At 38.6% G+C, this 12,313-nt stretch carries 10 protein-coding genes; 7 read left to right on the top strand and 3 right to left on the bottom strand.

Translation table 11 applies throughout. The features are described 5' to 3' along the window. Positions 1 to 287: 287 nt before the first annotated feature. Positions 288 to 704, top strand: coding sequence for a GNAT family N-acetyltransferase (locus RYP29_RS01870; protein WP_311531942.1), 417 nt, complete (start codon positions 288 to 290; stop codon positions 702 to 704). Positions 705 to 811: 107 nt separating this feature from the next. Here the strand turns inward: RYP29_RS01870 and RYP29_RS01865 are convergent, their stop codons facing one another. Together RYP29_RS01865 and RYP29_RS01860 are read right to left on the bottom strand one after the other, a co-directional pair. Next, positions 812 to 1,840 carry a ribonucleotide-diphosphate reductase subunit beta gene (locus RYP29_RS01865; protein ID WP_295227018.1) on the bottom strand — a complete coding sequence of 343 codons (1,029 nt, stop codon included), beginning with the start codon at positions 1,838 to 1,840 and terminating at the stop codon, positions 812 to 814. Between the two features lie 59 nt (positions 1,841 to 1,899). Continuing rightward, complete coding sequence (locus RYP29_RS01860; protein WP_311531939.1) at positions 1,900 to 4,182, bottom strand: ribonucleoside-diphosphate reductase subunit alpha; 2,283 nt, start codon at positions 4,180 to 4,182, stop codon at positions 1,900 to 1,902. Between the two features lie 338 nt (positions 4,183 to 4,520). Between RYP29_RS01860 and RYP29_RS01855 the strand changes: the two genes are divergently transcribed. The 6 genes from RYP29_RS01855 (at position 4,521) to RYP29_RS01830 (ending at position 10,389) form a co-directional block, all read left to right on the top strand. Continuing rightward, complete coding sequence (locus RYP29_RS01855) at positions 4,521 to 5,033, top strand: flavodoxin family protein (protein ID WP_311531937.1); 513 nt, start codon at positions 4,521 to 4,523, stop codon at positions 5,031 to 5,033. A gap of 127 nt (positions 5,034 to 5,160) precedes the next feature. Continuing rightward, complete coding sequence (locus RYP29_RS01850; RefSeq protein ID WP_287509393.1) at positions 5,161 to 6,333, top strand: iron-containing alcohol dehydrogenase; 1,173 nt, start codon at positions 5,161 to 5,163, stop codon at positions 6,331 to 6,333. 24 nt (positions 6,334 to 6,357) lie between these two features. Continuing rightward, the gene (locus RYP29_RS01845) at positions 6,358 to 7,185 is read left to right on the top strand and encodes a hypothetical protein (protein ID WP_311531934.1); all 828 of its coding nucleotides are present in this window, start codon (positions 6,358 to 6,360) and stop codon (positions 7,183 to 7,185) included. Positions 7,186 to 7,209: 24 nt separating this feature from the next. Beyond that, entirely contained in the window at positions 7,210 to 8,076 is an 867-nt protein-coding gene (locus RYP29_RS01840; protein ID WP_311531932.1) for a hypothetical protein, read from the top strand. A gap of 200 nt (positions 8,077 to 8,276) precedes the next feature. Then, complete coding sequence (locus RYP29_RS01835; RefSeq protein WP_287509398.1) at positions 8,277 to 9,599, top strand: dicarboxylate/amino acid:cation symporter; 1,323 nt, start codon at positions 8,277 to 8,279, stop codon at positions 9,597 to 9,599. A gap of 154 nt (positions 9,600 to 9,753) precedes the next feature. Beyond that, entirely contained in the window at positions 9,754 to 10,389 is a 636-nt protein-coding gene (locus RYP29_RS01830) for a CoA pyrophosphatase (RefSeq protein WP_311531930.1), read from the top strand. 147 nt (positions 10,390 to 10,536) lie between these two features. On the opposite strand, the gene RYP29_RS01825 is transcribed toward RYP29_RS01830, so the two are convergent. Next, positions 10,537 to 12,291, bottom strand: coding sequence for a 1-deoxy-D-xylulose-5-phosphate synthase (locus tag RYP29_RS01825; protein ID WP_311531928.1), 1,755 nt, complete (start codon positions 12,289 to 12,291; stop codon positions 10,537 to 10,539). Between the last annotated feature and the right edge of the window lie 22 nt (positions 12,292 to 12,313).

Genomic DNA, 12,313 nt, shown 5'->3' with positions numbered 1-12,313 from the left:
GGTAGCGTTAGGCTCATCTAAAATTTTGGTAAAAATGATGCGCCTAACGTGTTAGAGGTCTAGCCACCTCAATACGTTAGGCGTTTTCATTACCTTATTTAACTAAGGCAATGATAGTAACTACGGATAACAAAATTATGATAACTACATATGTAATTTCATGTTTTGTCATAGTATCACCACCTTTCGGTGATGAACCTAACTCACGTCAATTGACTCTCTTAGAAATAGTATAACAAATATGATATTACACTAATAGCGATATATGAGTAACTGTGGGAGGCAATATGATTATTCAAATTTTAAATACAATTAACGATGACATTAAACAAATTCGTACAGATGTGTTCATGAAAGAACAAGGTTTTGAAAATGAATTTGATGAAATTGATGAAACCGCAAAATTCGTACTTTTATCTATAGATGGCAAAGCTGTTGGTACCTGTAGATTTTTCCCCAGCGATATAGAAGGGGATGCTCATATTGGTCGTATGGCAGTACGAAAATTATATCGTGGTCAGAATTTGGGATCAAAAATCATGCTTGCTGCGGAAAATGGAATCCGTCGCGATGGATTTAAGACCTGCTCCTTGTCGGCCCAAGTACGAGCTAAACCATTTTATGAGTCTCTAGGATATGTGGCTGAAGGTGAAGAATATCTAGATGAAGGCTGTCCACATGTGATGATGCGGAAAGTGTTGTAGTTGGGGATAAAAAATGGATGCTTTCGCAGTTTTGCTGTGAAAGCATCCATTTTTATTATCCTGCTGTATATGGACTAAATCATCCTGCAAATAGGTAGGAGTTTCTTTTATACTAAATCATCAAAATCAAATGCTGCTGCTTTTGTATAGTTTGTAACTTTGGCTTCGAAGAAGTCTGTTTTTGTGCTATTCAAGTTGGAGAAGCTTTCAATCCATTCCATAGGATTGTCCTTGATTTCAGGATATAGATGAGGTAAGCCAATTGCTTCTAAGCGGATGTTTGCAAGGTATTTAATGTAGCGTTCGATAAGAACGTTATTAAGGCCGAGGATTTTATCATCAGTGATGTATTGTCCCCAAGCGATTTCGTTCTCTGCACCTTGGCGAATCATATCCGTAATTTTTGCTTCTAGTTCAGGTGTGAACAAGTCAGGGCGTTCACGGCGTAACTCGCGGATGATGTTTTGGAACAATACAAGGTGAGTTACTTCGTCGCGGTTGATATATTTGAAGATAGTGGATGTAGCTGTCATTTTACCTTGGCGTGCCAATGTGTAGAAGAAGCTAAAGCCAGAGTAGAAATAAATACCTTCTAAGATATAGTTAGCAATGATTGTATGAATAAGATTTGCTTCGCTAGGATCGTCGCTAAAACGTTGGTATGCATCGGCGATGAAGCGGTTACGTTCAAGCAATGTTTTATCTGTACGCCATTCGTCATAGATTTTGTCACGTGTAATTGGGTTTGTTACAGTATCTAAAATGTAGGAATAACTTTGGGCGTGAATTTCTTCTTGGAATGCTTGGATATTCAATAAAGATGCCACTTCAGATGCCGTAATATAACGGCTCAAGTTCGGCAAGTTTTCAGATTGAATAGAATCAAGGAAATTCAAGAACGCAATGATTTTGTCAAATGCACGGCGTTCGTAATCTGTTAAGTATGGGAATTGCTTAACGTCTTCGTTCAAGGAAATCTCTTCAGGAATCCAGAAGTTGTTAAGCATTGTACGGTACATTTGGTTAGCCCAGTCATACTTGATACGGTTCCATTCGCGAAGGTTTGTTGTGTTGCCGCCAATCATAGATTGCGTGCCACGTTCACCATGTTCGTTGAAAATCAGTTTTTTATCCATAGTGGACTCCTTTATATTATCTGTGAAGTAATAATATATTAACTATTTTACTACTATTTTTACGAAGAGCAGCTAGTGCACTCATCCATTTCAAGGGATTGGTTACGGATGTAGTAGATTGTTTTAATCCCTTGTTTGTACGCCTCAACATAAAGGTCGAGAATTTCTTTTGCTTTCATTTGAGGTGTGATATACAAGTTGAAAGATTGTGCTTGGTCAATATGACGTTGACGTACGCCACAAGCTTTGATAGACCATTGTTGGTCGATTGTATGCGCTTCTTTGTAGAGCCAGAACGTTTTATCGTTCAAATCTGGTGCAGTTTTTGGAGTGAAAGACCCTTTTTTCTCTTCGATGAAGAATTTTTTGAAGATAGGGTCGATACCAGCCGTTGTGTTCGCAATGTTGGAAGTAGAACCGGTAGGAGCTACGGCCATCAAATAACCATTGCGAATACCATATTTGGCAACGTCGGCAGCCAATTGCTTCCAACGGTCGGATGTGTAGCCACGACGTGTGAAGTATTCACCGGTTTCCCATTCGGAACCTTTGAACGCAGGATAAGCACCTTTTTCTTTTGCTAGTTCCATGGACGCTTTGATTGCATAGTAAGCGATGTTTTCGAACAACTTATCCGCTGCTTCGATGTGTTCATCGGATTCCCATTGGATATTGTGGTTTACTAGATAGTGGTGGTAACCGGAAGTACCAAGGCCGATAGCACGGTATTTATCAGATGTCATGCGAGACTCTGGAACAGGTGCTTGGTTGATAGAGATAACATTGTCCAACATACGAATTTGAAGAGCAATGTTTTCTTCCAATTCTTCGTCCGTAATGCGACCAAGACTGATGGAATTCAAGTTACATGTAACCATGTCACCTGTATTGGTTTTCGTAGTGATAGTACCATCTTCGTTGATGATTTCTTCTACAAGGTTTGTGAAGCCAACGTTTTGTGCGATTTCGTGGCATAAATTGGATGCGTAAATCATACCTGCATGTTTGTTAGGGTTTGCAGAATTTACAGTGTCGCGGAAGAAGATGAATGGAGTACCTGTTTCAACAGCAGAGCGCATGATTTTTTTCATCATGTCTAATGCTGGAACTTCAATGCCGTGCAAGTTAGTGTCTTGTTCACATTCAAGGTAACGTTTTGTAAATTCTTTATTATCATTTGTATCGTAGTAGTCCTCTAAGGCGTAGCCTTTCACAGTCAAGACTTCGTGAGGGTCGAAGAGGGTGAAGTTTTCACGAGCTAATAGGCGTTCCATAAAGATATTTGGAATGGAGATGGCCGGGAAGATATCATGAGCTTTACGACGATCATCGCCATTGTTTGTACGCAGCTCTACGAATTCGTAGAAGTCCTTGTGCCAAATATCAAGTGTTACTGTAGCGCCGCCCTTACGTTTACCCAATTGGTCTACGGCAACAGCTGTATCGTTGTACAAGCGAATCCAAGGAATAACGCCACCAGAGGAGTTTTTGAAACCGCGGATATCGGAGTTTAATGCACGAACCTTGCCAAGGTAGATGCCAAGAGCACCACCGTGTTTAGATACGCGAGAGAATTTGCTATTTACATCGTAAATGGACCATAAATTATCGTCTACACCAGAGATAAAGCAAGAGGATAGTTGATGGAATGGTGTACCCGCATTTGCTAATGTAGGTGTAGCAGTTGTCATCTTTAATTGGCTCATTAAGTCGTAGAATTTTTTAGCGAATTTTACTTTGTTTTCCCCTTCTACCAATGCCAAGTGCATAGCGATAGCCATGAAACGTTCTTGTGGCAATTCATAGATTTCTTTATTGAAGCCTTTTACTAAGTAACGGTCAGCTAACAATTTAAGGCCTTCGTAGTTAAAGAGGTAGTCTCGTTTAGGTTTGATATAATCGCCCAATTCTTGAAGTTCTTCAGGTGTATATTCTGTAACGAAGAAGTCTGCGTATTTCTTCTTTTCTACAAGCATATGTACAAGATTTGGGAAGTTGCCGTAGCCGAAAGCTTTATAACGGCGAGTGATAGCAGCTTCTTTATAGAGATCGAACAAGAAAAGGCGGGCTGCTACGAACTGCCAATCTTGGTTCATTTTATTAACTTGGTTACCAAAACCGTCGTCTTTTTTAGAGATAACTTTTTCGATAGCTGTTTGTACTAAAGTTTTTTGAATTTCTTTAGTCGTCATACCATCAACGAATTGTAATTTCGCATCCATTTCCAATTCTAGTGGATCACAAGAATCTAACCCCAAGCATGCGAAGGCAATCATTCGTTTAGTTTTCTCTACGGATAGCGGTTCAAAATGGCCATCCCGTTTCTTGATCATAATCTCCATTATGGTTCCCCTTACATTGTAAATCTATGTAAAATCATTTGTAGAGCTAGCGTAACTCATATATAATCCCTTACGCTATATCTAATCAGAAAAATAAGAAAACTACTATATATTGTAGTTTTCTTATTTGCTAAATACATTATGTAATGATTATAGCGAAAAAAATCTATATATTCAATATTGACTTTTTTAAATTTATAAATGTAGTTAAATTAATTTTATCGATCTAGTTGTAAATAATTGAAAGTACTTTCATTCTCTATAATATTGTGATTTATTTTATTAAAAGACTACCTTACATGTCTTATAATAAATATATACTAATAAGGAGGTAAGACATGAAGTCTATCGTTATATATTCTTCCCTTACAGGCAATACAAAACAAGTGGCAGAGGCCATTACTAGCGTATTACCAGAGGGCACACCATGTGTGGCTATGAAAGAATTGCCATCAGATATAGCATCCTATGAACTTGTTTTTGCGGGATTTTGGGTTGATAAGGGTACAGCTAATAAAGAGGCCCGCGATGTACTGGGTACATTGCATAATCCGCACATTGCGTTGTTTGCAACGGCTGGCGTGCCTCCACACATGGAGCATGCTAAGCAAAGTTTGATCAATGCAGCAGCGTGCTTACCAGAAGGAGTGGTGCCTGTAGATACTTTCATCTGCCAAGGTAAGGTTGACCCTAAGGTTATAGAAATGATGTATAAAATGTTCCCCAAGGGACACAGTCATGGTCAATCGGCTGACCGTGATGCACGTCATAAACAAGCGGCTGTTCATCCAAACGAGGATGACTGTAAGGCAGCCCGTCAATTTGCTAAACATGTCTTAGATGTAATTTAAAACGATAAACAGCAGTGCTACACAAGAGTACTGCTGTTTTTGTCTTTTGAGGCTATAACGTATTGACGAACGTTTTTACGTACATTACGATAAAGATATACTGATGTAAAGAAAAGAGGTCGTATATATGGAATTCTCGTACTTTTTACCTGTAAATATTCAATTTGGTTGGAATAAAGTAGATAGTGTTGCTGAATTTGCTGCACCGTACGGCAAGAAAGCACTCATTGTAACCGGTCGCAGTAGTGCGAAAAAATCTGGTTTATATGACCGCGTTGTGGCTAAGCTTGATGCGGCTCATATTGACCATGTCCTTTTTGATCAAGTCGATGCCAATCCGTTGACTACAACAGCGTTAGACGGTGCTGCGTTAGCTAAATCTGAAAGCTGCGATATGGTTATTGCTATTGGTGGCGGGTCCATTATGGACTGCGCAAAGGGCATTGCTTTTATGGCTGTGAATGACGACGACATTAATGACTATATCTTCAACCGCAAAACGAGTGATAATGCGTTACCTCTTATTGTGATTCCTACAACCTGTGGCACTGGTTCTGAAGGAAATGGTTTTGGTGTCCTTACAAATCCTGAAACAGGAGATAAGAAATCGTTGCGCTGTAATGCTATCGTGCCTAAGGTTTCCATTGTAGACCCTGCTGTAATGGGGACTATGCCACCTCATGTGTTGGCATCTGTTGGTTTCGATGCATTGTGCCATAACATTGAGGCGTACACTTCTAAAACAGCGCAACCTTTCACCGATGCACTAGCTCATTATGCAGTAACATTACTAGCACAATATCTTGTACCACTATATAAACATGTGAAAGCCATTGCGAATAGTAAACCAGCGGTACTCAATGAAAAACAACTTACAAAAGCGTGGGAGTCCGTTACATTGGCTAGTACGATTGGAGGCATGGTTATTAACGCGGCAGGTGTTACACTCGGACATGGTATGGAACATCCTGCTAGTGGTCTTAAAGATATTACACATGGCGTGGGCCTTGCCGTTATCGAGCCCGTTGTAGTGGAATACACATGGAGTGCTAACCCTGAAAAATTCAATTCATTGGCACGAATATTCAACCATGGTGACGGTTCTGAACTCGGTGAAGCATTACGCCTTATCGTTCATGAATTAGACCTTACCACAAATCTTACAGAGTTAGGGTTTACTAAAAAGGATATTCCTTGGCTTGTAGATAATGTATACGTAGTAGCTGCAGGAAATATTGCTAATACAGTGGCTGAAGTAAGTCGTAACGATATAGAAGTATTGTATAAGAAAATGTTGTAGTCACAGAAATATAGGGAGAGAGCTTTGGTTCGCATATTTTATGGCCTATTAACTGCATATATAATTATGCTATTTATTGTGGCAATGCTATTTAATATAGCACCTATAACATATATTGTATTTGGCATAGCAATAGTATTGAGTTTATTATTACAATATGATTGGTTTAAGAAACATACTTTATCTGAAAAAACACATGTTAAATTGATTTGCTGCGTATTTATTATATTTAATTTGTGTTTAGCTGGACTTGTTGCGGATTGGCTTAAGTACGATACTCAAATGACTCTTGAACAAACCGATGGATTTGAGTTTAGTACTATGGACTGGCAACGAGGTTGGCCAAATGATGACGAGTTGCCGGAAGGGCTAAAGCGTCCTAAGAACCTTCCTGAAGGTATTTCAAGGGCCTCTGCATCTGGCGATAGCTTAGCTTGGGCAAATGCATATCCTACAAGATATACCGTATTAGAAGGAAATTCTACAGTTATTGCACAGTATGAGGAGATTGCTAAGGAACACGCTGTGTATCAAGCGCAAATTGATAAGGATGGTATGTTACGTGATTTAAATACGGGAGAACGAATACCGTCTATCTCTCACCCTAGTGAATATAATATTATCGAAAGTATACATGAAGAAACAATAGACCTACCTAAACGAGATTTTATTGAGTGGTTACGCTTTGCACCAAGAAAAGAAACAAAAACATTGGTAAATCAGACAACCAGTTCTGTTAGTAATCATAGATTATATGTCTTTGTTGATGATGGAAATACTAAAAGACCTCATTTCGTAGAACTTTTGATTAGTAATGATGGGACACGGGCTGTGTTTTATCAATCTAAGTAATTGGTATTGTTGTGGAGAGAGTGAATGCGACAGTGTGTATTATATCTAAAGGAATTATTTTTAGGTGCTCCTTATAGAAAGAGTATATGGTTCTTTATAACTCTTTGGGTACTAACATTTTTGTTCTCGGATGAGATATCATATTCTGGATTATACTATCTAATTTTGTTAGTAGCTACGATTGTATTATTGTTTGAAAAATGTAGCGTAATTGATAGTGAGAAAGGTATACGAAAAAGCTTTTTAACATATTTTTATGTAATCTTCTTTCTGTGTATGCTTCCTACATTAGTTGTTACTCTAGTATTTTCTGCTGTAAGGATATCCCATTATGATACACAACTATGGCACTCTACATGGCCCTCATCTAAGGCAGGGTATATTCCGCATCCCTTACAAACACCTAAGTTTTTACCAGAGCGTGTGAAAGTGGTTTCTTCTGCTGAAGTAATTGGAATGGGTGGAAATAAAAGCTGTTTAGTATTAGATGGTGATAAGGATACGATTTCACAATTTGAGGAAACTGTTAAATCTAATGCTTGGTATTCGTTTATAAATGGTAGGGATAAAGATACTACAGTTGAAGTACTTAATTCGTTTACATATCCAAAAGATAAAAATGTATTGGTTAGTGATGTAAGCAATTATTATGAGATTATTACAATTCGACGACAAAATTGGAAATTAGTTCCCTGGATAATTAATGGTACACAAAGTGTCGGTGATGATCCTAACGAAGATTATTATTATAGTACGCGGATATCGGCTGAGAAATATATAGTATATGTTGTTTACCATAACTTTGATCAAGACCAGCCGAGAGCCATTTACTTTATGTTTAATCCTGAGCGAACTCGGATGATTACTATGGACATAGACGTTTATCATTAGCTTTTGCTAGAGTGTCTATATAAAATTTGAAATAATAATTGAACATATTACAATATATTCAATTATTGTAATTGACAATTTTAAAACATATCTCTATAATGGGTTTTATTAAGAGACTCGGATGTGACGATTATCCCAGCCCCTAGGGCTGGGGTTTATTTATTAGTCTCTAGTAGTTTTATTAGTAGAGAGGTGTTTTTATGGCAGACCAAAGTAATAAAAATGTTGATGCCTTAGCGCAAGAGATTACCTTGAAAAGTCGTGGACAAGGTAAATTACGTCAATTTATTTTATGGATGGGTGCACTCATTATCGGTGCTGTTTTAGGATGGCAACATATTCCTGTTCTTAATGACTTATTTAATTTCATTGCTGCAGTATTTACGCATTTATTCCAATTTATTGCAATACCTACTGTATCACTAGCAGTTATTACTACATTATCCATGTTGGGTGCAAAAAAAGATACAGGCCGTATCTTTGGGCATGCTGTAACTTATACATTGTTAACAACAATTTGTGCAGCCGCTGTTGGTCTTGGTTTATTCCTCTGGATTGCGCCAGGTAATTTACCACTTGATGTAATCGGTGCTGGTGCAGCGCAAGTACCTGAAAAATTAGGTCACGTAACATATTATGATCATTTCTTATCCGTTATTCCTAACAATATCTTGAAACCGTATTTAGAAGGTAACGTATTATCTGTTATGTTCATCTCTGCTTCTGTTGGTTTAGCCTTTGCATTCATGCCTCGTACAGAAGGCCGCGAAGCAGTATTGAAAGTGTTATTCGGTTTACAAGAATTACTATTTACATTGATTAGAGGCCTACTTTACGTTTTACCAATCGGTATCCTTGCTTTTGCAGGCCAATTATCTGCACAAATTGAAGCGGGCGTAATTGTTGGTGCTTTAGGTAAATACACAGCTGTTGTAATCGGCGGCAACTTGATTCAATTCTTTATCGTAATTCCATTGTTCTTGTTATTCCGTGGTTTAAACCCTATAGACGTATTCCGTAAAATGTCTCCAGCCGTAGCTGTTGCATTGTTCACAAAATCTTCTGCAGCTACATTGCCTGTAACATTAGCATCTGCAGAAGACAATTTGAAAGCACATCCTTCTGTAGCGCGTTTTGTATTACCAATTTGTACAACAATTAACATGAATGGTTGCGCAGCTTTCATCCTTGTTACATCCTTGTTCGTAATGCAAAATGCAGGCATTGAACTAACAGCTGGTACTATGGTGGCTTGGCTCTTCATCGCTGTTCTTGCAGCCATCGGTAATGCAGGGGTTCCAATGGGTTGCTATTTCTTAACTTTATCCTTGATGAGCTCCATTGGTGCACCAATCGGATTACTTGGTATTATCTTACCAATCTACACGATTATCGATATGATTGAAACGGCCGAAAACGTTTGGTCTGATGCATCTGTATGTGCGATGGTAGATAATGATTTGAAAGGCACGTTAGACGATCCTGACTCTCATGATGACATGCCTCAATTCCAAGGTGCGTAGATTGTACTTAATAAAAGCATAATATATATAAATAGGTTACCTCTTGTATGTGAGGTAACCTATTTTTGTCTTCAAATAATAAATTATAAATTGTGCCATTTGTACTATTTTCTGGAAAACTATTATTGGTATAATGAAGAAAAGGGGGATGACTATGGACAGACAATTAAGCGCATATCTAAATGGACGAGAGCCGCAAGTGACCACAGATATTGATGTTATAACTGCAGCGGTAGCAGTGCCATTGCTTGAAATTGATGGTGAGGATCACGTCCTATTTACGGTGCGTAGTCAGACCTTACGTAGACAGCCTGGTGAAATTAGTTTTCCTGGTGGCCATTGTGAAAGTTCCGATAAAACCGGAGCTGATGCGGCTATTCGTGAGTGCTCGGAAGAATTAGGAATAGATACGGATCAAATTGAATTATTAGGCTCCTTAGATTGTTTAGTATCTGCTATAGGTGTTAAACTGCATGCTGTAGTTGTACGTTTACATACCGATGAATTTACGCCTAATCCTGATGAGGTAGGTGAAATCTTTACGGTGCCACTTTCGCATTTACTTACTATGGAACCTACCGTGGGGCACTTAGATATCGGTACTAAACCACTGCGAGATTTTCCATTTCATTTATTAGAAGGATACCAAATAGACTGGAAAATTCGGCAGAATTATTCTGTTTATTTTTATCCCTATAAGCAATATACGATATGGGGATTAACAGGTCGAGTACTCAAAAATTTCTTGGATTTATATCGACAAGGTAAGACTATAAACAATGAAAGATAATGAAATAACTTCATTTGATAAAGAATTGATAAGTTCCTTCAACCTAAGTGCTTAATACCTAGTGGCCTTGGCAGATGTTATGAAATTATAAATTTATACAAGAAATGCCCAGTTTTAAACTGGGCATTTTGTCATATATGTATTGAATTAATGTTGTACGTTTCGTATATCATCTAAGATGTGTTCAAAATCTAAGTGATTTTGTTGTAATACATCTTCAGGTTTGTATCGGTCGTAGAACTGTTTGGAAATACCATAGTTTAAGACCTTCATAGACGTTTTTCCATAATAGCTAGCAATTTTTTGACCATAGCCACCTTCGAGTTCACCGTCCTCTAAGGTGATGACGATATGGTGGTCCTTTGTTAATTCATGTAATGTATGGGTGTCCAAACTAGAAATGCAAAGTGGTTTTATGATGGTTGGTGAGATATGTGTTGCCTCACGTATTGCATGACTTAGTTCGACAGCCTTATGGTAGAAATTACCGACACCTATGATTGCGATTGTGTTACCAGATTGAGTTATGTCATACGATGTGACAGGCTTATCTATTGTATTGGATTGAGCTGTATCGTTGATTGGTGTTCCTACCGGAATACGGATGGCAATAGGATGATTGTGGTGCTCTAATCCATAACGAATGGACGATTCTAATTCCGCTACTGTTGTAGGTGCTAGGTACATGAGATTTGGCATGTTACCGAGCATGGAAATATCGTTGAATCCAAGATGTGTCATATCCTTATTACCATAAATCGATGCGCGGTATACGAGAATCAGTGCATTGCTATTGTTAATACATAGGTCATTTATGATTTGATCATAGGCGCGTTGTAAAAATGTACTGTAAATCGGTAAAATTGGCGTGCCCCCGTTGTGTGCAATACCAGCAAGTAATGTTGTAGCATGTTCTTCCGCAATGCCTACGTCGATGTATTGAGCACCTAGTTTTTCTCGGATATCCTTCGTCAAGCAGAATCCGCCAGGTGTAGCAGCCGTGACGATGCAGGCCGCTTTGTTTTGCTCTAGTGTTTCAATTAGTTGCTTTGCCACAATGGATTCATAGCTGTTAGTATAGCGTTTCTTTGTTTCCCCTGTGTCGATATCAAAACCAGATGGATTGTGAAAGCCTTCGGGATTTGCAATGGCCTTGTCGTAACCGTAGCCTTTTGTCGTATGGATGTGGAGCACTGTTGGCGTTGTCTCGTCTTTACAGTCTTTTACCGCATGGATTAGGGATGTTAGCGAATTGCCATCGTCGATATAACGATATGAAAAGCCAAGAGCTTTAAAGATATTATTAGGGCTTTCACCATTAGTCTCACGCAATTGTTGAAGATGAGTATATAACCCGCCGTGGTTTTCAGCGATGGATTGTTCATTATCGTTGATGATAATCAAGCATTGGGATGGCATGGTAGCTAAGTGATTTAATGCTTCATAAGCTTCTCCGCCGGATAGGGCACCATCACCAATCATGGCGATAATTGGATGTGTTCCATGATGTAAATCGCGGCCAATCATAAGACCGCAAGCTAAACTGAGACTTGTGGAAGCATGACCTAAGTGGAATGCATCGTGAGTGCTTTCAGCAGGATTGCTATAACCGGATATGGTATGAAATTTGTCCTTATTTTTAAATCCTTCGTGACGGCCTGTTAAAATCTTATGAGCATAACTTTGATGGGAAATATCAAATATGAATTGAGCATCATCAAGGCCGAACACATGATGCAAAGCAACAATAATGTCAGTGGCTCCTAGGGAGGAACCAATGTGACCGCCAATGTGTGATGTTCTATGGATGATTAAGTTTCGTATATGTTGTGCGATGACCTCGAGCTCTGCTAGTGAGCAGTCGCGCAAATCGCTAGGAATTTGAATGTCTGTCAGTTCCATAGGTCTCCTACATGATCCATAC

The organism is uncultured Veillonella sp., assembly GCF_963534045.1.
GTDB lineage: Bacteria > Bacillota > Negativicutes > Veillonellales > Veillonellaceae > Veillonella.
Note: the sequence above shows the minus strand (reverse complement) of the source record. Positions and strands in the feature narration are given on the sequence as shown.

What these genes read in the sequence shown, in the direction of transcription:
- RYP29_RS01825 (WP_311531928.1), bottom strand. Translation starts at nt 12,291, where the DNA reads ATGGAACTGACAGACATTCAAATTCCTAGCGATTTGCGCGACTGCTCA.
- RYP29_RS01835 (WP_287509398.1), top strand. Translation starts at nt 8,277, where the DNA reads ATGGCAGACCAAAGTAATAAAAATGTTGATGCCTTAGCGCAAGAGATT.
- RYP29_RS01830 (WP_311531930.1), top strand. Translation starts at nt 9,754, where the DNA reads ATGGACAGACAATTAAGCGCATATCTAAATGGACGAGAGCCGCAAGTG.
- RYP29_RS01870 (WP_311531942.1), top strand. Translation starts at nt 288, where the DNA reads ATGATTATTCAAATTTTAAATACAATTAACGATGACATTAAACAAATT.
- RYP29_RS01865 (WP_295227018.1), bottom strand. Translation starts at nt 1,840, where the DNA reads ATGGATAAAAAACTGATTTTCAACGAACATGGTGAACGTGGCACGCAA.
- RYP29_RS01850 (WP_287509393.1), top strand. Translation starts at nt 5,161, where the DNA reads ATGGAATTCTCGTACTTTTTACCTGTAAATATTCAATTTGGTTGGAAT.
- RYP29_RS01855 (WP_311531937.1), top strand. Translation starts at nt 4,521, where the DNA reads ATGAAGTCTATCGTTATATATTCTTCCCTTACAGGCAATACAAAACAA.
- RYP29_RS01840 (WP_311531932.1), top strand. Translation starts at nt 7,210, where the DNA reads ATGCGACAGTGTGTATTATATCTAAAGGAATTATTTTTAGGTGCTCCT.
- RYP29_RS01860 (WP_311531939.1), bottom strand. Translation starts at nt 4,182, where the DNA reads ATGGAGATTATGATCAAGAAACGGGATGGCCATTTTGAACCGCTATCC.